This window comes from Geodermatophilus nigrescens (assembly GCF_900129495.1).
GTDB classification, from domain to species: domain Bacteria; phylum Actinomycetota; class Actinomycetes; order Mycobacteriales; family Geodermatophilaceae; genus Geodermatophilus; species Geodermatophilus nigrescens.
In genome coordinates, this window is record NZ_FQVX01000003.1 from 308,930 (window position 1) to 329,932 (window position 21,003).

The 21,003-nt window shown below is 72.4% G+C and carries 19 protein-coding genes; 7 read left to right on the forward strand and 12 right to left on the reverse strand.

The window, feature by feature from the left end; all coding sequences use genetic code 11:
* The first annotated feature begins 308 nt into the window (after nucleotides 1-308).
* The gene (locus BUE37_RS15120) at nucleotides 309-4,850 is read left to right on the forward strand and encodes a sacsin N-terminal ATP-binding-like domain-containing protein (protein WP_139253003.1); all 4,542 of its coding nucleotides are present in this window, start codon (nucleotides 309-311) and stop codon (nucleotides 4,848-4,850) included.
* A gap of 521 nt (nucleotides 4,851-5,371) precedes the next feature.
* Here the strand turns inward: BUE37_RS15120 and BUE37_RS15130 are convergent.
* On the reverse strand, nucleotides 5,372-6,232 hold the full coding sequence (locus tag BUE37_RS15130) for a GAF domain-containing protein (RefSeq protein WP_073421140.1): 861 nt from the start codon (nucleotides 6,230-6,232) through the stop codon (nucleotides 5,372-5,374).
* Between the two features lie 717 nt (nucleotides 6,233-6,949).
* Between BUE37_RS15130 and BUE37_RS23415 the strand changes: the two genes are divergently transcribed.
* Nucleotides 6,950-7,786, forward strand: a complete 837-nt coding sequence (locus BUE37_RS23415; RefSeq protein ID WP_139253004.1) for a hypothetical protein — start codon at nucleotides 6,950-6,952, stop codon at nucleotides 7,784-7,786.
* A gap of 434 nt (nucleotides 7,787-8,220) precedes the next feature.
* Entirely contained in the window at nucleotides 8,221-8,628 is a 408-nt protein-coding gene (locus BUE37_RS15140; protein WP_073421143.1) for a hypothetical protein, read from the forward strand.
* Between the two features lie 627 nt (nucleotides 8,629-9,255).
* Here BUE37_RS15140 and BUE37_RS15145 read toward each other — a convergent pair.
* The 8 genes from BUE37_RS15145 to BUE37_RS15180 all read right to left on the reverse strand — a co-directional run bounded on the left by BUE37_RS15145 (nucleotide 9,256) and on the right by BUE37_RS15180 (nucleotide 15,773).
* Entirely contained in the window at nucleotides 9,256-9,621 is a 366-nt protein-coding gene (locus BUE37_RS15145) for a YciI family protein (RefSeq protein WP_073421145.1), read from the reverse strand.
* Between the two features lie 245 nt (nucleotides 9,622-9,866).
* Nucleotides 9,867-10,184 (reverse strand): hypothetical protein, encoded by a 318-nt coding sequence (locus tag BUE37_RS15150; RefSeq protein ID WP_073421147.1) that lies wholly within the window; start codon nucleotides 10,182-10,184, stop codon nucleotides 9,867-9,869.
* A gap of 51 nt (nucleotides 10,185-10,235) precedes the next feature.
* Nucleotides 10,236-10,433 (reverse strand): hypothetical protein, encoded by a 198-nt coding sequence (locus BUE37_RS15155; RefSeq protein ID WP_139253005.1) that lies wholly within the window; start codon nucleotides 10,431-10,433, stop codon nucleotides 10,236-10,238.
* A gap of 97 nt (nucleotides 10,434-10,530) precedes the next feature.
* Nucleotides 10,531-11,559: an iron-siderophore ABC transporter substrate-binding protein gene (locus BUE37_RS15160; protein WP_073421151.1), complete on the reverse strand. Its 1,029-nt coding sequence runs from the start codon at nucleotides 11,557-11,559 to the stop codon at nucleotides 10,531-10,533.
* A gap of 34 nt (nucleotides 11,560-11,593) precedes the next feature.
* Nucleotides 11,594-12,352: a DUF2332 domain-containing protein gene (locus tag BUE37_RS15165; protein ID WP_073421153.1), complete on the reverse strand. Its 759-nt coding sequence runs from the start codon at nucleotides 12,350-12,352 to the stop codon at nucleotides 11,594-11,596.
* A gap of 4 nt (nucleotides 12,353-12,356) precedes the next feature.
* Nucleotides 12,357-14,741: an ATP-binding cassette domain-containing protein gene (locus BUE37_RS15170; protein ID WP_073421155.1), complete on the reverse strand. Its 2,385-nt coding sequence runs from the start codon at nucleotides 14,739-14,741 to the stop codon at nucleotides 12,357-12,359.
* A gap of 154 nt (nucleotides 14,742-14,895) precedes the next feature.
* Entirely contained in the window at nucleotides 14,896-15,321 is a 426-nt protein-coding gene (locus BUE37_RS15175; protein ID WP_073421904.1) for a VOC family protein, read from the reverse strand.
* 5 nt (nucleotides 15,322-15,326) lie between these two features.
* Nucleotides 15,327-15,773 (reverse strand): helix-turn-helix transcriptional regulator, encoded by a 447-nt coding sequence (locus BUE37_RS15180; protein WP_073421157.1) that lies wholly within the window; start codon nucleotides 15,771-15,773, stop codon nucleotides 15,327-15,329.
* Nucleotides 15,774-15,884: 111 nt separating this feature from the next.
* Here BUE37_RS15180 and BUE37_RS15185 point away from each other — a divergent pair, with 111 nt between their 5' ends.
* The 3 genes from BUE37_RS15185 to BUE37_RS15195 are packed head-to-tail and all read left to right on the forward strand — an operon-like array spanning nucleotide 15,885 to nucleotide 17,760.
* Nucleotides 15,885-16,349 (forward strand): DUF2975 domain-containing protein, encoded by a 465-nt coding sequence (locus tag BUE37_RS15185; protein ID WP_073421159.1) that lies wholly within the window; start codon nucleotides 15,885-15,887, stop codon nucleotides 16,347-16,349.
* Nucleotides 16,349-16,594 (forward strand): helix-turn-helix domain-containing protein, encoded by a 246-nt coding sequence (locus tag BUE37_RS15190; RefSeq protein WP_073421161.1) that lies wholly within the window; start codon nucleotides 16,349-16,351, stop codon nucleotides 16,592-16,594. Before BUE37_RS15185 ends, BUE37_RS15190 begins: the two co-directional genes overlap by 1 nt.
* A complete protein-coding gene (locus BUE37_RS15195) occupies nucleotides 16,591-17,760 on the forward strand; it encodes an FAD-dependent oxidoreductase (RefSeq protein ID WP_073421162.1) in 1,170 nt (389 codons plus the stop codon). Before BUE37_RS15190 ends, BUE37_RS15195 begins: the two co-directional genes overlap by 4 nt.
* A 4-nt stretch (nucleotides 17,761-17,764) precedes the next feature.
* Here the strand turns inward: BUE37_RS15195 and BUE37_RS15200 are convergent, their stop codons facing one another.
* Entirely contained in the window at nucleotides 17,765-18,331 is a 567-nt protein-coding gene (locus BUE37_RS15200; RefSeq protein WP_073421163.1) for a TetR family transcriptional regulator, read from the reverse strand.
* 96 nt (nucleotides 18,332-18,427) lie between these two features.
* Between BUE37_RS15200 and BUE37_RS15205 the strand changes: the two genes are divergently transcribed.
* A complete protein-coding gene (locus tag BUE37_RS15205; RefSeq protein ID WP_073421164.1) occupies nucleotides 18,428-19,315 on the forward strand; it encodes an SDR family oxidoreductase in 888 nt (295 codons plus the stop codon).
* Between the two features lie 5 nt (nucleotides 19,316-19,320).
* Here the strand turns inward: BUE37_RS15205 and BUE37_RS15210 are convergent, their stop codons facing one another.
* Nucleotides 19,321-19,644, reverse strand: a complete 324-nt coding sequence (locus BUE37_RS15210; RefSeq protein WP_073421165.1) for a GNAT family N-acetyltransferase — start codon at nucleotides 19,642-19,644, stop codon at nucleotides 19,321-19,323.
* Between the two features lie 26 nt (nucleotides 19,645-19,670).
* The gene (locus BUE37_RS15215; RefSeq protein ID WP_245794625.1) at nucleotides 19,671-20,969 is read right to left on the reverse strand and encodes a cytochrome P450; all 1,299 of its coding nucleotides are present in this window, start codon (nucleotides 20,967-20,969) and stop codon (nucleotides 19,671-19,673) included.
* Nucleotides 20,970-21,003 lie beyond the last annotated feature (34 nt).

Consider the following 21,003-nt stretch of genomic DNA (forward strand, 5'->3'; position numbering starts at 1 on the left):
GCCTACTTCGCTGACCCACACGCGCAAGGCAAGATCATGTGTCACTGACCGTCATGCCTGGGGTGGGGCCTAATCCGCGGGTTGTGGGTTAGATCCCTACGGGGCCCACGGTGCTGACCATTGTCCTTCTCCACAGAGTGGGTCGTGGGGTCGGTAACGGGCTCAGGCCGAGCCGTTCCATCACGTCGCCGTCCGTGACACGATCTCTGCCGCTTGCAGTGCGTAATCACGGGGGAGTTCATGTCGCATCCGCTCAGGGTTCTGGACCAGCCCTTCGTCAGTGACGGCACCGCAGCCGGGCCTATGTCGTGAGTATCACCGACGCCACGACCGCCGACGTCGGACGGGCCGCGCGCGCTGCCACGCTGCTGTTCGACGACCCCGCCGGACCTGTCTCGTACGAACCCTCAGGTGCTGCCGAGTGCACTGCTGCGGTAGCCGCGCTTGCTGATCGGTTCGCCGCGGCCGGAGGCACGATGGCCGACATCCTGCGCAACGCGCGGGCGGCAGCTGGCGTGCTGTCCGATGACCGGCTCCAGGGCTTGTCTGAGATCATCCAGAACGCCGATGACTGCGGCGCGACGAAGGTCGCCTTCTATCAAATCGCTGATGCGCTCATCGCTGTCCATGATGGCCGCCCGCTGACGTTGCGCGATGTGCACGCCCTAGCCGCACCCTGGCTCACCACCAAGCGCGACGACGCCACCGCCACCGGGCGCTTCGGTATCGGCCTGTCAACCTTGCACACCCTGGCGGAGACCTTCCAACTGCACAGCGGGGCCTACCACCTCATGCTCGGTGACCCGACGCTGCGGACGGTCGAGGGGGCACCCGTCCCCGAGGGCCTGGCCGGCACAGGGGACACGGCCATCTACGTCCCCCTCAAGCTTGGCAGCCTCGCCGCAGGCGAGTTGCTCCGGTGGTGCGCGGACTGGGACGACGCGAGCCTGCTGTTCCTCGACAGCGTGCGGCAGGTGTCGTTCACGGCTGGCACCACATCTCGGACCCTTCAGCTTCAGCGCGGCATGACGACCGTGCGCCTCGCACGCTGGGACGGCGCGGACCGCGAGGTCACCCGGTCGCCGATGACTGCACCGGACGGCCGCTCCTGGCTGCGCTACGACGCCGTGCTCGACAGCCCAGCGGGCCTCGCCCGGGCCCACAAGACAACCCACGCGACGACCCCCGTCAGCGTCGCGTTGCCGCTGGCCGAGGCGCGGGGCGGGTACCTCGCCAGTGGGCTGCCAGTGACGCACACGCCGCTGCCGATGTGCGCCAACGCCCAGTTCGACCCGGTCGCGAGCCGGCGTGACCTGGTCGACAACCCTTGGAACCGCGCGCTCGCGCACATGGTCGCCATGCTGTGGCAGTTCGCCGTCGCCGATGTCTTCGCGGAGCATCCGGCCGAAGGGTGGGCTCTTATCCCGGTGGAGAAGACGCGCCAAGGGGCATCGGGGCTAGGGACGCGGCTGCAAGACCTCATCGCCGGAGAGACATCCGCAGCCCTGGGAAACGAAGTCCGGCTACCGGTGACCGGCGTGATGACGCGGCTGTCGCAGTTGGCCTACGAGGAGGAGGCGCTGGAGGGCCTGCTCACCGCGGAGGAGTCCGCCGAACTGGCGGGCCTGGGCGCCGCCTTACCAGTCGGCTGCCGCGACACTGTGGGTCGGTGGCGAGCGGTGCTGGAGCGCTGGCGTCAGCTGGAAACCGGGGTGCCGGCCCCAGTGACCGTGGAGCAGGCGCTGCCCTTAGTGGAGCGCCCTCAGCGCGGAGTGCACTCGTGCATTGCACTGGTGGCCGCGGTCCTGAACGCGGGACTCGCTTATCGTCTCCGGGCTCTTCGGTGCATCGTCACGTCGGGGGGTGAGCACGTTGCGCCCCCCAGCGTCTCCAGCGCGACGGTGCTCGTCCGGGACGTCTCCGGGCTCGTCGCCGTTCTCGGCACAGGAGTGCAGCTCCACGCGGCCTACTTCGCCGACAGCCATGCGCCGTCGACAGTCCGCGCGTGGCTGCGTAACTCGGGTGTCCTCGCCGAGGAAGCCGCTGATGACACGCTGCTCCGCGCGTTGGCTCGTGCCGGCCGCGACGGTGTCCGCCTGCCCCGCGCACTCACCGACGACCAGCTGCGCCACCTGCGTGATGCGCTGGAGCAGATCAGTCCCCAGGAGCGGGAACATCTGGGGGCGGGCATCGGGCGGGCGATCCTGCTCGACGCCTTCCGGTTCGACGCACAGGGCAAGAAGGTGCGGGTGGCCACCGTTCCTGCGGAGACCTACCAGCCGACGGCGATTGACCGTGAGCAGGACAGCTTCGCGGTCGCCGCGGGGGCGGCGCCCAACCTGCGTTGGCTTGCCCCGAGATATGCCTCCGCCCTGCGGTCGCCGTTGGGCCGCGCGGGGCTCGGGCCGCAGCGCTTGCTCCGCCTACTGGGGGCCGAGACGGTACCAAGAATCGCGCCTCATCCTCGGCTTGAGCGACGCTTCGAAGACGCCCGTCTCGGAGTGGCCCGCGACGGCATTGGATCTCCAACCGACCGCAGAGAGGCCCTACGCGACCTAGGGGCGACATACTCGCTCGACGACCTTCACAGCCCCGACCTGCAAGAGGTCATCGAGGACATCGCCAGAGATGCCGATCCCTCGAGCCGGCGCAGGCGCGCTCGGGCGTTGCTCGGTGTACTTGGCCGGGCCTGGCCAACCCTTGGCGAACAGGCTCAAGTGCCTGCTGCACATGACTACTACGTCTGGCAGGTCAAGGGCTCGGTGCGCGCTTGGTGGGTGTGGCAGGCGGCGAGCGTCGCCTGGCTGGACGATATCGCGGGCACCCCCCGACGAGCGGCCGATTCGCGCCTGCGGACCCCCGCGACGCTGGCCGTCTACGGCTCCGACGCCGATGGGTACCTCCACCCCGACATCGCCAGCGCCCGGACCGAGGTCCTCACGACCCTGGGCGTCAGCGGGGAGCCCGGTACCCGACAGCTCGTCGACCGGCTGCGGCAGCTGCGCGACGCCCCACCCCAAGGGGTCGACCTCAACACCGAGACCGCGGTCGTCTACCAGACGCTGGCTGGGCGGGTAGGACGCTCAGACCACTCGTCGCACGATGTCACCCCGCAGCGCCTGAAGCACCTATTCGGCGCCGGGGACGGGCTCATCTGGACGCGAGCAGCGTGGCACCGGCCTACCTCCGTGTTCCGGGGTGCCCCGGTGTTCGGGGCCTACCGACCGTCAGTGCCCCAGGTGCCTGGCAGCGACCCGCTGTGGAAGGCGCTCGGCGTCCGCGCGCCTGACCTCGACGACTGCGTGGCCGTGCTGCAGGAGGTCGCTAAGCAGCGAAAAGGCTCGGTCGATCAGGCCGTCCTGCTCGATGTGTTGCGGCTGATGGAGCGGATCTGCGCCGATAGCGGAGCAGACCCGCGGCAGTTGCGCAGGTTGCGGCGGGCTCCTGTGCTGACGACGCACGGTTGGCTGCGCCAGCGGCCGCTCTACGCGGTCGAGGACTCCGCCGTCGCGACCGGGATTGGCAGTGCACTTCCGGTGTGGACGCCCGGGGGCGAGGTCTCCCAGTTCCCCCACCTGATCAAGGTCTTCCAACTCCACGCTGTCGGCCGAGAGCATGTCGCGGTGGTGCCGCCCGGCATGGCGTGGGTTGACGAGAGGACCACCGAGCTGGCGCGGGCTGGAGTCCGGCTGCTCCGTGAAGACCTCGCACGCAACGACCCGGCCCTCCACGCGGCCCTGACCGTGCCATGGGCGGCGCTTGAGGACCTCAAAGTGAGCGTCGTGCCTGAGCTCAAGGTCTCCGTGAGTGGACTGCCGGACGGGATCGTCCGGGAGGTCCCGGTCAATGCCAGGCTCGACTCGACGTCATGCGCACTCCTCGTCCGGGCCCCTGAACTGGCGGAAGGCGTTGATGGCGGCCAGGCGCTTGCTGCCCTGTTTGACGCGAACCGTAGAACCCTGGCGCAGGCCTGGCTGGCCGCTACCGAGGCAGCGCGCCGAGGTCGGCATGCCAGTGACCTCCGGCTCGCCAACGAGGTTTCGGCCGCGCAGGGGGCGGTGGCCGCAGCTGCGATCTACGGAAGGTTGGCGTCCGTCCAAGAGCAAGCTGCCGAGCGACGCTCGCGGCGTCGGGTGCACCCATCCTCGGGAGGAGGCACGTCGGCCAGCCGAGTCCCCGAAGCATCGCCAGACGGGCAGCCGTCATTGGCTGCGCCGGGGGAGGCCGAGACCTTCAGGCGGCGCCTGGTCGATCCCGCGACCCTGGTCGTAGTCGACCCGAACGGCACCATCGTGGCTGGCTCGGGAGCCGCGCCATCGCCTTCATCTGGCCGCTCACGTGGCGTACAACTCCGGGACCCGCAGCCGGCGGCGCCGCCGGTGGCGCGCACGCCGGGCCGTGCGTACACGGACCTGGAGAAGGAAAGCCTGGGGATAGAACTGGTCCGGCGGGTGCTGGGCAGCGACTCCACCGAGTTGCTTGACCTGCGCGCACAGCATGGCGTGGGCGCCGATGCCGTCGACGAGCTCAAGCAGTACTACGAGCTCAAGGTCAGCGCGGGCGCAGAGCCGGACCAGATCGTGCTGGAGGACTCTGAGATCCGCCGGGCCATGTCCACGCAGAACTTTTTCCTGGTCGTCGTGTCGGGCCTGGAAGGGGAGAGGGCCACCCCTCAGGTGCGCATCATCGTCGACCCACTGTCGCAGCTCCGGATGTCAACGAGCAGCCAGGTGCGGTTCTCGGGAGTGCGGCAGTCGCAGAGCCTCGTGTTCAAACTGCGCCCCCGCAACGACGAGGCTCGAGGCGCCGACGCCGACGCCGGCGCCGACGACGGCCGTAGGAACGTCTGACGACAGGCCCGCTGTCTTCTTCGCTCTCCAGCGGGTCAGTGGCATGGCCCCCGGCGAACGCCGCGACCGACGGGCAGGGCGACAGCCAGTGTCGACTTGGGCCAGTCGTAGCGAAGGCCCCGCCCTTGTTGGGCGGGGCCTTCGGTGGCTGGGACTGGCGCGCAGGTGGAGCCGCAAGCGCAGCGCCGTACTGGTCGAGTGGGGCGGGCTCCTGCTGAATTACGGGCCAGCGCCAACCGGGAAGTGGTTGGTCGGCTCAGCTCAGCTCAGCTTCGTGGAGTGACCTGTCTTCGCCCGCTTGCGCCCGACATGAGTTCGCAGGACCCGCTTCAAGCCCTGGGAGCGGCCGAGGGAAGCCTTCCGCGTCTTCGCCACGTAGCCGTTGGGGTCTTTGGCGATCTCCCGGACCTGAGAGTCAGTCGAGGGCATCGACACGGTGATCATGTGCCCGGCTCCTCTCATAGTTGGTCTGCCGCAAGGCTGCCACGCGCGGTGCTTCTACGCCTCCTGGACCTCGCAACTTACGCCTTCAACGCCGTCGCGAGAAGGTGCGCCAGGGTGAACACCATCCCAGCATCCCGATCCAGGTCGAAGTCGTCCGCCACAGGGGAGTCCACGGTCAGCATGCCCAGGAGCTGCTCCTCGTAGATCACCGGCGCGGACAGGAACGAACGCCACTTAGTTGGGCGCTCGACCCAGCCTGCGGGAGGCTCCTCCGAGATGTCGCGGCAGTACACCACGTCGCGCTTGTCCAGGGCAGTCAACACGGTGGCCCCCAAGGTGGTCTGCTCATCGAAGATCATGCTCGCCATGTCAGGACGTCCCACAGAGCTGGCAGCCGGCGGAACCAGCCGGCGACGTGGGGCAGCACCCTCAGCGGCGTACCAACTCGCTCGAACGTCGTCTGGGCCTCCCAGGAGGGTCGCGGCGGCCGTGAGGGCCACTACATGCGCTCGGCCGCGCAGCTGTCCTTTGGCGGCAGCGTTGGCGCGAAGCTCAGTGATCTCCTTCACTAGGCCAGCCAAGGGCACCAAGGATCGCGTGATATCACGTGTCGCAGCCTGCGCTGCCTCCGACGCCAGGTCGTTCAGCTTGGCCTGCTGAAACAGGGGTAGGCCTGTCGCCGTCGCCTGAACCAGGATCAAGATTGCCGCTACATGGACCCTTGCCGGGTTCTCCAGCGCGTCGAAGACGAACGGTATGGCCACCGCCGTGATGGCTGCGATTGCAGTGATTCCCGTGCTGACCCGAAGCGGTACGTGTCGGAAGTACCAGTCCGCCAGAGCTCTGACCTTCGACCGGAGAGGTGTGAGACCGACAACCGCTAGCAGCACTAGGGCAGCAGCCACCTCGGGCCAGTAGTCCGACGCAAACCTGCCCACGAAGCGACACGTTAGTGATTACCCATCGCGACCACGACCTGTCCCTCTGTAGATGTCGTCATCCTGTGGCGGGTGAACGAGGACACCGCTCGACGGCGACCGCTCGCCTGTCCCGAGCTTGCGCCTCCTCGCTAAGCTAGCTGTGCGGAGCCCCGCCGACTGCGGTAGCGGGCTGCCCCCCATTGGGGATGGGGAGCTGTAGCCCTCGGAAGCTCGGCGGCTCCTGAGCTGCACCCCTGTCATCAGGCGGTGCCGGCCGACACCCTAGAGTCCGGACCTCTAATCCGCGGGTCGCGGCTTTGATCCCTGGGCCGACCGCTGTGATGTCTCAGGACATCCCGGAGGCCCGGACGCACGCACTGTGGTTCGGGCGTTCATGTGCGAGCTAAGCCGGGCGGTCGGCCGATGGGCGGGTAGCCCCGGTTGGAGGCGAGAGTCAGGTCCGCGGTAGTTCGCCGGTGGCGGTGTTGACGACCCTGGCGTGCAGGCTCAGGGCGGGCAGCCGGTCGTAGATCCTGGCAGTGGGTTGGGCCAACAGCGATGTGGTGCGGCCGGCGGCCAAGCACAGGGTGACGCAGCTGGTCTGGTCGAGGCAGCACACGCCCTCCGCTCCTGACCAGGCGGCTGGACTCATACACGCCCAAGCCGTGATCGTCGTGCCGAAGCGACGCGCGCGTTCTCCGCTGAAACGTCACCGGTCGCACGTACAGTCCGATCGTGGCTGCTGAAGAACCGACCGCGTCCGCCCGACGGATGGTTCAGCAGAAAATGGTGGTTGAGTATCCCGAAGGGACGCACCTTGCGCAGGCGCAAATCCCCGGTGGTTATCGGGGGCTCGCGCGTGATGATGGTACGAACGAGCTAGAAACGCACGCCGTACTGTTTCCCATCAATGACGACGAAGACGGGGAAAGTCTCCTCGGAGCCTCGCCGCCGTTCTGCGCTTGCGAAAGCGATGGGTGCGTGTCGGAGTTCCGAGAAGAGGAACCTTCGCTATCAACGGTGCTGATCGGCACACTACTTCTCGTCGGCACCGTTAAGGCGGCGGAAGTGCTTGCGCCTTACGCCACGAGACTTTGGAACGATCAAGCACTTCCGGCCATAGGGTCGGCGTGGAACTGGCTCACCAGGACTCGTGGGGCCGACCGTCGCGTCACCACCGACGAGTCGGTGACATCGGTAGAATCTGCATCGGCGGACTCCTCGCCCGAGGTGCTTGCGGCCCTTGAGGAGTGCAGGGCCAGCATGAGTGGCGCAGAAGCGTGGGAGCGTTTCGTGGCGGCGCTCATGGCCCGGCTGTACAGCGAGGAGCAGTTGAGGCTGCTACGCAGTGCCCGAATCGAGGATGCTTACGACCCTGCGGAGTTGAAGGGCCTAATGGAGGGGCTCACGCCTCAGCAGATCGCGGACAGCATCACGCTGATGCTCGAGACGAATCCATCGTCGGCCCAAGACGAGACATCGGTCGAACTCGGGCAGGTTCTCGAGCGCATTCGAGCGATCCAGCCGAATGCGATGTTCGCCTGGCGCCCCGCGCCAAGCATCGAGTCCTGACTCGGCCAGCGGTTTGCGCAGCCGCAGCACCATCTCCATGGTGGCCGCGGGAGTCGCTCCCGACGGGGTGCGCGGCCGCGAGGGCCGCGGCTCGAACGCGGCGTCGCCCTCGGTTCGGTAGCGCCGGGCCCTCAGCTCGTACCGTCAGGATTGGGAGACGCTGTAGGCCGGCCATGACCTCCCCGGGCCTGAGCCCTCCACCTCGACTGCGGTGATGATCAGCCGGGCTTTCGACGTAGCCGCGCATCGAACGGTGGCCCGGTAGGTCCCGAGCCAGGACACACGGGGCCCACCGTGGACGGCCCACAGCCAGCGCGATGGGCATGCAGGACGTCGTTGTCCCAGCGAGCGGCGACATCTCCTCCGGGACTCCTCCCTCCGCCGAGTGGCGTCTCGCTTGACGGGTATGCGGTGGCGCGACGACGGTCCCCTCTATGTCGGTGTGGGAGAAGCAGGCGGTTGAGGCGGCTGTGCTCGATGCGCTCGACGCCACTCATCTGAACAACCTCGGAGGCCATCACTTCGGCCGTCCCTACGTCACGGCCTACCAGTTGGCCATCGCGGTGGACTCCGCTCATCCGGAGATCGCTCAGGCTCTCGGCGTGTCAGTCGGAGGTCGAGGAGCAGGAGCGCAGAACAGTCTGGCGCAGTACCTGGCGCGCGAGCTGTCGGCGCGCATCAAGCGAGACGGTGAGGGCTACCCAGTCGAGGGCGCCTTTGTCTCGAACGAGCACCTGACGTCCCTGATCTACCGGAACGCCGATGGCCAGCCAATTACGAGCAGCCTGACGGGTACGGGCTTCGACCTCTCCCTGTTCCGCAGGCGTGTGCAGGTGCAGTAGCGGCCAATCGTGGTTGGCCTCACGCCTGGAGCTGCGCCATGGGGACGGAGTGGCCACTCGGCGCCCCCCGACGGAGGTGATCAAACCCTCGTTGCTGATGTGGTCGCTTAGGAGCACGTGCATGTCCCCGCGGGGCGGCGGGACAGTTGGCAGCACTAGGTCCGGAGCTCCTCCACCACGGTGACTGGCGCTGGTTGGCCAGCGTCCACGTGGCCAGAGTCGCAGTGTCCCGCGGGGTCACACGGAGGTACGCGCAGTCAAGAGCAGCGAATTCAGCGGTGCCTCGCTTGGGTGCCGGTGGACCCGCTGCATCAGGGCGCACTCGGTGCGCCCGTTTCGCAGTCGTGGAAGCCCTGGCGGTCCTGAAGATGAGATCGCCGATGGTTAAGCGAGCGGTCAGGTCTGGGCGGTCCTGTGGTCGCACTGTGGTCGCGGACTGGGCGCCAATGGGGGAGAGTCGGCGACAGCCGGTGACACGCCGCGCGGCCTTGACCTGCTCAGACGGCATTATGCGGCACCATCTGACACGTCTGGCCTGAGACTTTTCATCCGCGGGTTGTGGGTTCGATCCCCACGGGGCCCACCGTGCCGTCAGGCGCGTGCACGTCGCAGGCGGACGCCCGCCCGTCAGGCCGGCACCTCCTGGAAGGCCCGCACCTCGATCCGCCCGCCCAGTGCCCTCGACGCCTTGGCAGCCCAGGCGACGGCGGCCTCCCGGTCCGGCGCCTCGACGACCCAGAAGCCGCCGAGGTACTCCGGCGCCCGGGTGAAGGGCTCGTCGGCGAGGACGAGGTCGTCCCCGGTGGCGTCGACGGTGACCGCGGTCGACGGCGGGTGCAGCCCGCCGGCGAAGACGAGCGCACCGGAGGACGTCAGCTCCTCCATGAACGCGCCGGCCGCCGCCAACGCGGCCTCCAGCTCGGCGGGCTTCATCGTCGCCATCGTCGGCTCCTCGGACGAGTCGTGCGGCATCGACAGCAGGTACTGGGTCACGGGGTCCTCCCGGTCGTCGTCGCGGCCACCGCGGCCGCCGTCGTGCGAGGGGGACCTCTGCCGCTCGGGTAACTCATCGGTCGCCCCACCGGGGCGCCGACTCCGCCCGGCTCGCAGGGACGAGGCGGGCAGCTCCGCCTGGGTGCAGGGCCACTTCGGCGGGCCGGTGACCCGGACCCTCGTCCCGTCAGGGCGCATGGCTCGTCGACAGTCCGTCCCGTGGTGTCCTCGGAGGAGTCGGAGGATCACCAGGACTCCTCGAGGACGACGGCCGTGCGGCCGCTGGGCAGACGGTGGAGCAGCACGTCCCCTGCGGGGTTGCAGTCGCTGCCCTCGCCCTGCCGGCTCTCCGCGGCGAAGCACGACCGGTCGCCCGCATCTGCGATCCACTCGACCGCCGGGCCGCAGGGCCAGCGCCCCAGCAACACGTCCTCCCGCTTGAGCCAGCTCCGGGCGTCCCGGCGGGTCATCCGGCGGCCATTGACCAGGGGCTCTCCGTCGGGGGTGCGCGGGACGAACTCCCCGCCTCCGGGCGGCCAGGGGTCGGCGTCCTCGGATGCCATGCCGGCAGGCTAGGCCGCGGCGGGCTCCCCGGTGGAACGGCACGAGACGCCTCAGTCGGCGGGGCGGCGGTCCCGGGGCCGGGGCGGCAGCAGGGCCCCTGCGAGGGCGCCGAAGAAGCCGGCCACCACCGCCGAGGACCCGTGGAGATCCGCCGGCCACCACAACACCAGCCCGACCACCACGCCCATCAACACGGCGACGGGCAGCCGGAGGAGCACACCGCGCCAGTAGGGCTCCCGCTGCTCCACAGCCGGGACGGTAGCCAGCCGGGGGCCGGGCACGGCATCCCCCGGACGCACGACGCGCCCCCGGCCGGTAGGCCGGGGGCGCGTCGGGGAGCAGGCGTCAGCCGAGGACGGGGACCTCGGTGGCCGGGTCGCCGTCGGCAGCGGCGGCCAGGGCCGGGACGACCTCGTCGACCAGGTAGGGCAGCGACAGCGGGCTGCCGAACCCGAGCGCCGCGGAGACGTCGCCGGAGTAGGTGCCCAGAAGGACCGTGCGGCCCGAGGTGACGACGTCGAGCGCGGAGAACAGCGTGTCGGCGTCGGCGGCCGCCTGGTCGTAGCCGTTCACCGCGAGCACGTCGGCGTCGAGCAGGTCGAGCCGCTCCTGGCTGACGTCGGTGCTGGTCTCGGGGACGGTGAAGCCCAGGTCGGTGAAGAACTGGGTGCGCAGGTCGTCGGAGCCGAGCAGGTAGTGGCCCGAGCCGACGCCGGTCAGGTCGACGGCGATCGACGTGCCGGCGAAGTCGGGGTTCTCCTCGACCGCGGTCTGGAACCGGCCCTCGACGTCGTCGACGAGCGCCTGGGCCTCGTCCTCGCGGCCGAGCGCCTGGCCGATGAGCAGCGTCTGCTCCTGCCAGGGGGTGGCGCCGTCGGCGTACTCGTCGGTCTGGGCGAGCGTCGGCGCGATGCCCGACAGCTGCTCGTACACGGCCTCGTCCATGAACGAGTACACGCCGACGATCAGGTCGGGCTCGAGTGCCGCGACGGCCTCGACGTCGATCTCCTCGCCGCCCACGGTCGGGATCTCCTCGTCGGGGAGCTGCTCCTCCGCCCACGGGCGGGTCGTGGCGTCGTAGTCGCCGAGCAGCTCGCGCTCACCGACCGGCGTGACGCCCAGCGCCAGCACGAAGTCCTGGTCGTTGAAGCCGACGGTGACCACCCGCTGCGGCTCCTCGGGGATCTCCGTGGTGCCGAACTTGTTCTCGATCGACACGGGGAAGGCGCCCGAGGACGACGACGAGGGCGACGAGCCGGCGTCGGCGGCGGGCTCGTCCTCCGAGCCGCAGGCCGTCAGGCCACCGGTGAGGGCCAGGACGGCGAGGGGGACGACGAGACGGGACGGGCGCGAGAGACCCGGACGCGGAGACACCCGGGCAGGTTAGCCTGCCCTAACCGCGCGGTGATCACGGGGCGTCCGGGAGCCACGCCACCAGACGGCCCCGTGACCAGCACCGACCCACCGTCTCGACGCGCAGTCGCCCGCCGTCGGACACCGCCACGGCCAGGATGCTGTGCCCGGAGGCGGGGCGGTCGCCGAGCGTCGGCACCGACGGCGCCACTCCCACGCCCTCCGCCGACACCCACGCGAGCGCCCGCCCGGCCGCGGCCTCCTCGAGGCGACCCAGGAACGCGGCGCGGCGCGCGGGCGCCAGCCGGGACAGCGCCCACGTCGTCGTCACCACGGGGAGTGCGCCCGCCGGCACCTGAGCCACCGCGTCCGGCAGGGCGTCCACCGGGTCGCCGCGCACGAGCTGCGGCGGGGCGGCGGCCGCCAGCGCGACCTCCGCCGCCAGCAGCGCGACCCGCTCCTCGTCGTCCGCCGGCACGGACGCCAGCAGCCACCGCGCGTCGTCCGGATCCGTCACGTCCAGCGGCGCCCGGTCGAGGCCGACCCGGGCGACGACCGGCGGGAGCGCCGTCGCGGGCACCGGCCGGCCGCCGACCGTCGCGGCGGTCACCTGCACCGGCGAGGCCGGGTCGCCGAGCGCCGGGCCGCCGTCGTAGCGGATGCCCACCCGGTCGACGGCGGTGTTCAGCGCGGCCGGGCGGCCGACGTCGACCAGCCCGACGGCGTCCGCGCCGGTCCGCCGCGCCGCCTCCGCGACCAGCGGGTACAGGACGGCGTACCGGCCGGTCTCGTCGCGGACCGCCCGCCGGGGCACGGCCTCAGGCGCCGACGTAGGCGGCCAGGTGCTGCCCGGTGAGGGTGGAGCGGGCGGCGACCAGGTCGGCCGGGGTGCCCTCGAAGACGACCCGGCCGCCGTCGTGGCCCGCGCCGGGACCGAGGTCGATGACCCAGTCGGCGTGCGCCATGACCGCCTGGTGGTGCTCGATGACGATGACCGAGCGGCCGGAGTCGACCAGCCGGTCGAGCAGGCCGAGCAGTTGCTCGACGTCGGCCAGGTGCAGGCCGGTGGTGGGCTCGTCGAGCACGTAGACCTCGCCCTTGCCGGCCATGTGGGTGGCCAGCTTGAGCCGCTGCCGCTCGCCGCCGGACAGCGTCGTGAGCGGCTGCCCGAGGGTGAGGTAGCCGAGGCCCACGTCGGACAGGTGGGTGAGCAGCGCGTGCGCCGCCGGCGTGCGCGCCTCCCCGGCGCCGAAGTACTCCAGCGCCTCGGCGACCGACATCGTGAGGACCTCGCTGATGTCGCGCCCGCCCAACTTGTACTCGAGCACCTCGTCCATGAACCGGCGCCCCTCGCAGACCTCGCAGGGGCTGGCGACGCCGGCCATCATCGCCAGGTCGGTGTAGACGACGCCCGCGCCGTTGCAGGTGGGGCAGGCCCCGGCGGAGTTGGGGCTGAACAGCGCGGGCTTCACGCCGTTGGCCTTGGCGAACGCCTTGCGGATCGGGTCGAGCAGGCCGGTGTAGGTGGCCGGGTTGCTGCGCCGCGAGCCGCGGATGGCGCCCTGGTCGACGTTGATCACGCCCTCGCGCCCGGACACCGAGCCGTGGACGAGCGAGCTCTTGCCGGACCCCGCGACCCCGGTGACGACGACGAGCACGCCGAGCGGCACGTCGACGTCGACGCCCTGCAGGTTGTGGGTGGCCGCGCCGCGGACGGCGAGCGCACCGGTGGGCGTGCGCACCGCGGGCTTGAGCGCGGCGCGGTCGTCGAGGTGGCGGCCGGTGAGGGTGCCGCTGGCCCGCAGGCCCTCGACGGTGCCCTCGTAGACGACCTCGCCGCCCGCGGTGCCGGCGCGCGGGCCGAGGTCGACGACGTGGTCGGCGATCGCGATGGCCTCGGGCTTGTGCTCGACGACGAGCACGGTGTTGCCCTTGTCGCGCAGCTGCAGCAGCAGCTCGTTCATCCGGGCGATGTCGTGCGGGTGCAGGCCGATCGTGGGCTCGTCGAAGACGTAGGTGACGTCGGTCAACGAGGAGCCGAGGTGGCGGATCATCTTGGTGCGCTGCGCCTCGCCGCCCGACAGCGTCCCCGACGGCCGGTCGAGGGAGAGGTAGCCCAGCCCGATCTCGACGAAGGAGTCGAGGGTGTGCCGCAGCGAGGCCAGCAGCGGCGCGACCGACGGCTCGTCGAGCTCGCCCACCCAGGCGGCGAGGTCGCTGATCTGCATCGCGCAGACGTCGGCGATGGACAGCCCGCGGATCTTCGACGACCGGGCGGCCTCGCTCAGCCGGGTGCCGCCGCACCCGGGGCAGGCGGTGAAGGTGACCGCCCGCTCGACGAAGGCGCGCACGTGCGGCTGCATCGCCTCGACGTCCTTGGACAGCATCGACTTCTGGATCTTCGGGAGAACGCCCTCGTAGGTGAGGTTGACGCCCTCGACCTTGATCTTCGTCGGCTCGCCGTGCAGCAGCGTGTGCAGCTGCTCGTCGGTGAACTCCCCGACCGGCACGTCCATGGGCAGCCCGGCGCCGGCGAAGATGCGCCCGTACCAGCCGTCCATGCTGTAGCCGGGCACCTTGAGGGCGCCGTCCTGCAGCGACTTCTCCGCGTCGTAGATCGCGGTCAGGTCGATGTCGTTGACCCGGCCCATGCCCTCGCAGCGCGGGCACATGCCCCCGGTGATGCTGAACTCGCGGCGCTCCTTGACCTCGCGCCCGCCCTTCTCGAAGCCGACCGCGCCGGCGCCGCTGATCGAGGCGACGTTGAAGGAGAACGCCTGCGGCCCGCCGACGTGCGGCTGCCCGAGCCGGCTGAACAGGATGCGCAGCATCGCGTTGGCGTCGGTGGCGGTGCCCACCGTGGAGCGCGGGTTGGCGCCCATCCGCTCCTGGTCGACGATGATCGCCGTCGTCAGGCCGTCGAGGACGTCGACGTCGGGGCGGCCCAGCGTGGGCATGAAGCCCTGCACGAAGGCGCTGTAGGTCTCGTTGATCAGCCGCTGCGACTCCGCGGCGATCGTGCCGAACACCAGCGAGCTCTTCCCCGACCCGGAGACGCCGGTGAAGACGGTGAGCCGGCGCTTGGGCAGCTCGACGCTGACGTCCTTGAGGTTGTTCTCCCGGGCTCCGTGCACCCGGATGAGGTCGTGGCTGTCCGCCGCGTGCGGAGAGCTCGGGCGGGCGTCGGGCGTGGCCGTGCTCATCGGGTCTCCATCCGAGGTCGCGGGGTCGCAGCCGCTGTCTACCGGACGGGGACGACGGGACGGGAGCCCTCCGCCCCGTCCGGCTGACCCGCGGGCGCTCGGGCGACGGCTCAGGCGCGCACGTGACGGCTCAGGTGACGGCTCAGGTGACGGCTCAGGTGACGGCCTGGATGCGGACCATGTTCCCGGCGGGGTCGCGGAAGGCGCAGTCGCGGACGCCGTACGGCTGCTCGGTGGGCTCCTGCACCACCTCGGCGCCGGTGGCCTGGATCCGGTCGAACGTGCCGTCGAGGTCCTTCGTCGCGAGGACCAGCGAGGCGTAGGTGCCCTTGGCCATCATCTCGGCGATCACCCGGCGCTCCTCGTCGGTGACGCCCGGGTCGGCGGCCGGCGGGTGCAGGACCAGCGAGGTGGCGGCCTCGTCGGCGGGACCGACGGTGATCCAGCGCATGCCGGCGTAACCGACGTCGTTGCGCACCTCGAGGCCGAGCGCGTCCCGGTAGAAGGCGAGCGAGGCCTCGGGGTCGTCGTGGGGGAGGAAGGCGTGGTGGATGGTGAGGTCGGTGGCGGTGGAGGTCATGCCGGTCACGCTAGGGACGGCGCCCCCGCCGGTGCTTCTCGATTCCTGACCGGTCGCGTGGCCGCCCTGACCACGCACGACGGCATGTCCGCCGCGCGCGCCGCCTCCCGCCGGTAGGTGCTCGGTGGCACGCCGACGAGCTCGGTGAACCGGGTGCTGAAGGTGCCGAGGGACGAGCAGCCGACGGCGAAGCAGACCTCGGTGACGGTGAGGTCGCCGCGGCGCAGCAGGGCCATCGCGCGCTCGATGCGCCGCGTCATCAGGTACGAGTACGGCGACTCGCCGTAGGCCCGCCGGAACGCGCGGCTCAGGTGGCCGGCCGACACGTGCACGCCCCGGGCCAGCGCCTCGACGTCGAGCGGCTGGGCGTACTCCCGGTCGATCCGGTCGCGGACCCGGCGCAGCCGCGCGAGGTCGCGCAGGTGCTCGCGGTCGTCCGGCGGCCTGGTCACGGGCGGATGGTGCCACCGGCGCCGTCGCGGGGACACCCCTGTCGGCGACGGACCATCGACCGACGGCGTGTACCGATTGACATTCGATAGCCAGTGCACGACGGTCGATGCATGCTTCCGCTGCCCCGCGTGGTGCGCCCGCTGCGCGTCCTGCTCGTCCTGGTGCTCGTCACCCTCCTCGCCGCCCAGGTGGCGGGCCTCCCCTGGGCGGTGGGGCAGCTGCCCGACGACGGGCTGCGCGGCCCGCTGCTGGCCGCCGGCGTACTGGTGCTCGCCTGCGCCGAGGCCGTCGTCGTCTGCACCTGGCGGCTGCTGGCGCTGGTGGCCGGCGACCGGGTGTTCAGCGCGGCGTCCCGGCCCTGGGTCGACGCCGTCGTGCGGCTGGTCGCCGCCGCGGAGGTGCTGCTGCTGGTCGCCACCGCGTACGCGGCCGCGGCCGGCGCGCCGCCGGGGCTGCCCGCCGCGCTGCTCGGGCTCGCGGTGGTCGGCGCGGCGGTCGGGCTGCTCGTCGTCGTCCTGCGGGCGCTGCTGCGCTCCGCCACGACCCTGCACGACGACCTCGAGGCGGTCATCTGATGGCGATCGTCGTCCGGATCGACGTGGAGCTGGCCCGCCGCAAGATGAGCGTGGGGGAGTTCGCCGAGCGCGTCGGGCTCACCCCGGCCAACGTCGCGGTCCTCAAGAACGGCCGGGCCAAAGCGGTGCGGTTCAGCACGCTCGAGGCCATGTGCCGGGTGCTCGGCTGCCAGCCCGGCGACCTGCTCGAGTGGGTGCCTGACGAGCAGGACGCGCCGGCCGCCGTGCAGGAGGCCCGCCGGTGAGCGCCGGCGGGACGGGGCACGACGGCGCCGACGTCGTCGTGGTGGGGGCGGGCCTCGCCGGGCTGCACACGGCCACGCTGCTCGCCCGGGGCGGGCACGACGTGCTGCTGGCCGACCGGCGGCCGCGGCTGACCGGGGCGGTCCGCACCACCGGGATCTTCGTGCGCCGGACCCTCGACGACTTCGACCTGCCGCCCGAGCACCTCGGCCCGCCCATCCGCCGCGTCGCCCTGTACCCGCCGGGTCTGCGCCGCCCGGTGGTGCTCGACAGCGACCGCGACGAGTACCGCGTCGGCGACATGGGCCCGCTGTACGAGGCGGGCGCGCGCGCCGCCGTGGCGGCCGGCGTGCGGCTGGCGCTCGGCACCCGCTACGAGGGCCGCGCCGACGACGGCGCCGTCGTCCTCACCGGCCCCGGCGGCCCGCTGCGGGTGCGGACGCGGTTCCTGGTCGGCGCCGACGGCGCCCGCTCCCGGGTGGCCCGCGACCTCGGCCTGGACCGCAACAGCGAGCTGCTCACCGGCGCGGAGGAGGTGTACGCCGTCCCGGACACCGGCCGCACGCCGACCTTCCACTGCGTGCTCGACCCGACGCTGGCGCCGGGCTACCTCGCCTGGGTGGTCGACGACGGCCGGCACGCGCACGTCGGGGTCGCCGGGTACGCGCACCGCTTCCCGTCCGGGTTGCGCGCCGCGCTCGACCGGTTCGCCGCGACCGCGCCCGGGCTGCCCGGTCCGCGGCCGGAGGCGGTCGAGCGGCGCGGCGGCCCCATCCCGGTCGGCGGCCTGCTGCACCGGATCGGCTGCCCCGAGGGGCTGCTCGTCGGCGACGCCGCCGGCGCGGTCTCCCCGCTGACCGCCGGCGGCCTCGATCCCTGCCTGCGGCTGTCGGCGCACGCCGCCGAGGTCCTCGACGACGCGCTGCGCACCGGCCGCCGCGACGCGCTCGCCGCCTACGACGGCGCCACGCTGCGCGCGTCGTTCCGTGGCCGGCTGCTCCTGCGGCGCGGCCTCGCCGCGGTGCGCACGCCCGCCGTCGCCGGGGCCGGCGTCGCGCTGCTGCGCACCCCGCCCGGCCGGGCCGCCGCCCGGCGCGTGCTCTTCGGCGACCGCTCCTTCCCCGACCCGGCGCCGGTGCGGCGGACGGCGGCTGCCGTGCCCGCCTGAGCGCTCAGCCGTCGGCCGCGACGCCCCGCAGCTCGGCCAGCGAGGCCGCCAGCAGGGTGCCGAGGTCGCGGGCGTCCCCGCCGATCCAGCGGCCGAAGGCGACCCGGAAGACGGCGGCGCCCGCCTCCGCGGCCAGGCTCGCGGTCGGCTCACCGACGCCGCGCTCGCGCAGGCCCTGCGCCATCGCGGCGGTGAGCGCGGCGAACTTGGCGAGCTCCCGCTCGCGCAGCTCGGGCGTGGCGTCGATGACCGCCTGGCGCTGCGCCGCGCCCGCGCGCCGCTCCTCGGGGAGCGTCTCGGGGATGGTGGCCAGCGCCGCGCCCACCGCGGCCAGCGGTCCGGCCGACGGGGGCGCGGCGGCCAGCCCGGCCACCAGCCGCTCCTGGAGCACCGGCGACCCGCCGAAGAGCACCTCGCGCTTGTCGGCGAAGTGGCGGAAGAACGTGCGCTCCGTCAGACCTGCTCGCTCCGCGATCCCGGCGACGGTCGTGGCATCGAAACCGCGCTCGGCGTAGAGCTCGAGGGCGGCGCGCTCGAGCCGCCCGCGCGCGTCCGGCTGCCACCTCACCACGGGGACGAGAGTAGTGATGGCAGCGACTGACATGCAGGCCTATGGTGATGGCAGCGGCTGACATCAAGTCGGCCCTCGTGACCTGAGGAGGTCACCGTGCGCGTCCTCGTCACCGGAGCCACCGGCTGGATCGGCTCCGCCCTCGTCCCCGAGCTGCTCGTCGCCGGCCATGAGGTGGTCGGGCTGACCCGCTCCGACGCCGGCGCCAACGCGCTGCGGGCCGCCGGCGCCGAAGCGATGCGCGGCGACCTCACCGACCCGGCCGGGCTGGCCGCCGCGGCGGCGTCCGTCGACGGCGTCGTCCACCTCGCCTTCGTCCACGACTTCTCCGACTACGACGCCTCGGTCGGCACCGACCAACGCGCGGTCGCCGCGCTGACCGGCGCGCTCGAGGGCACCGGCCGCCCGTTCGTCGGCACCGCCGGCGTGCTCGGCATCGCCGCCGGCCGCACGGCGACCGAGCGCGACCTCGACCCCGACGGCGTCGGCGCCGCCCGCGCGCCCGCCACGCGCGCGGTGCTCGACGCGGCGGAGAAGGGCGTGCGGTCCTCGGTCGTCCGCCTGGCGCCCTCCGTGCACGGGGCCGGCGACCCCGGCTTCCTCGCCACCCTGGTCGCCACGGCGCGCGACACCGGGGTCTCCGGCTGGGTCGAGGGCGGCCGCTGGCCGGCGGTGCACCGCTCCGACGCCGCCCGGCTGTACCGCCTCGCCCTGGAGGGTGCGCCGGCCGGCTCGCTCCTGCACGGCGTCGCCGAGGAGGGCGTGCCGGTCCGGGAGGTCGCCGAGGTGGTGGGGCGCCGGATGGGCCTGCCGGTGCGGCCGGTCGAGCCGGACCACTTCGGCTGGCTCGGGCCGTTCCTCGCCGCGGACTCGCCCGCGTCGTCCGCGCTCACCCGCGAGCTGCTGGGCTGGGCGCCGGCCGGCCCGGGCCTGCTCGAGGACCTCGCGGCCGGCGCCTACGCGCACGTGGAGGCGGCCCCCTGAGCGCCTCAGCCCTCCGGCAGCGAGAACTGCGCGCGCCGGGCGGCCGGGACCAGCGCGACGTAGTCGGGGTGCCGCTCGATCCAGCTGCGGATGAAGGGGCAGAACGGCAGCACCGGCACGCCCTCGGCGCGCGCGGCGTCGAGGGCACCCCGGGCCAGCACCGACCCCAGCCCGCGGCCCTCGAAGGCCGGGTCGACGACGGTGTGGGTGAAGGCCAGCGACGACGCCGTCCGCCGGTACTCGGCGAAGCCGGCGACGGCGCCGTCCACCCGCACCTCGAAGCGGCCGGCCCCCGGCACGTCCACCACCTGCGGCGTCGCATCGCTCATGGCGGTGATCCTGGCGCAGGGGAGGGTCAGGCGGGGACGGTGCGCCGGTCGGCCGCCGGGCCGAGCAGCACCGGCAGCGTGTCGTGCCCGCGCAGGATGATCGTGCGGCGCCGGCGGGCGGGCCCGGCCGGGGCCAGGTCGGGGAACCGCTCGAACAGGGCCTGCAGCGCCACCTCGCCCTCCATCCGCGCGAGCGCGGCGCCCAGGCAGTAGTGGATGCCGCTGGAGAAGGCGACGTGCTCGCGGGCGTTGGCGCGGGTGACGTCGAAGGCGTGCGGGTCGTCGAAGACGCGCGGGTCCCGGTTCGCCGCGGCGAGCACGAGGATCACCAGGTCGCCCGCCCGCACCGGCACGCCGGCGACGGTGGTGTCGCGCAGCGCCCGCCGGCCGGTGCGCTGCACGGGCGACTCCACGCGCAGCACCTCGTCGACGGCGTTGGGCCACAGCGCGGGGTCCTCCGCCAGCAGCCGCCGCTGGTCCGGGGAGGCGAACAGCCGGTCCGCGCCGTTGCCGATGAGGTTCACCGTCGTCTCGAAGCCGGCGCCGAACACCAGCAGGGCGGTGGCCAGCAGCTCCTGCTCGGTCAGCCCGCTGCCGTCGTCGTCGGCGGTGGTCACCAGGGCCGACAGCAGGTCGTCGCCGGGGGAGCGGCGCAGCTCCCGCAGGTGCCCGCGGAACCAGGTGTCGAGCTCGCCGAGGCTGCGCTCGACGCTGCGGTGGGTGCGCCAGTCCAGCCCCATGTCGAGGCTCGGGCTCGCGGCGTCGCCCCAGGCGAGGAACTGCTCCCGCATGGCGACCGGGACGCCGAGCACCTCGGAGATGACGGTGACCGGTAGCAGGCTGGCGTAGCGCGCCACGAGGTCGGTGCGCCCGCCCGACGCGGCGGCGTCGCGCTCGAGGTCGTCGAGCAGCTCCTCGGCGATGGCGCGGGTGCGCTCGCGCAGCCGCGCGACGGCCCGCGCGCTGAACGCCCGGGTGACCAGCCGCCGGTAGCGGGTGTGCTCGGGCGGGTCGACGGCGAGCATCGACGGCGGGTCGATCGGGCCGACGCTCGCCCGCGGCCCGGCCAGGCGCAGCGCGGTGCGCAGGACCGGCGGCAGGCCCTCGGTGCGCGAGCCGCCGATCTGCCCGAAGTCGGCGCTGCGCAGCACCTCGGTGCAGACGTCGTGGTGGACGCTCACCTTCGAGAACGCCCCGCCGACCAGCGGCGCGGCGGTCCGCAGCCGCTCGTAGTGCGCGAACGGGTCCTCCCGGACGGCCGGGTCGCGCAGCACCTCGGCGTCGGGGTTGCCGGCCCGGGCGCGGGCCCGGATCGCCAGCCGCATCACCCCGTGCGTCGCCGCCCACCGGACCGCGCTG

Excerpts from the sequence above, each read along its gene's own strand:
- BUE37_RS15175 (WP_073421904.1), bottom strand. The coding sequence starts at position 15,321 with ATGACCTCCACCGCCACCGACCTCACCATCCACCACGCCTTCCTCCCC.
- BUE37_RS15215 (WP_245794625.1), bottom strand. The coding sequence starts at position 20,969 with ATGCGGCTGGCGATCCGGGCCCGCGCCCGGGCCGGCAACCCCGACGCC.
- BUE37_RS15185 (WP_073421159.1), top strand. The coding sequence starts at position 15,885 with ATGCTTCCGCTGCCCCGCGTGGTGCGCCCGCTGCGCGTCCTGCTCGTC.
- BUE37_RS15170 (WP_073421155.1), bottom strand. The coding sequence starts at position 14,741 with ATGAGCACGGCCACGCCCGACGCCCGCCCGAGCTCTCCGCACGCGGCG.
- BUE37_RS15210 (WP_073421165.1), bottom strand. The coding sequence starts at position 19,644 with ATGAGCGATGCGACGCCGCAGGTGGTGGACGTGCCGGGGGCCGGCCGC.
- BUE37_RS15190 (WP_073421161.1), top strand. The coding sequence starts at position 16,349 with ATGGCGATCGTCGTCCGGATCGACGTGGAGCTGGCCCGCCGCAAGATG.
- BUE37_RS15140 (WP_073421143.1), top strand. The coding sequence starts at position 8,221 with ATGTCGGTGTGGGAGAAGCAGGCGGTTGAGGCGGCTGTGCTCGATGCG.
- BUE37_RS15150 (WP_073421147.1), bottom strand. The coding sequence starts at position 10,184 with ATGGCATCCGAGGACGCCGACCCCTGGCCGCCCGGAGGCGGGGAGTTC.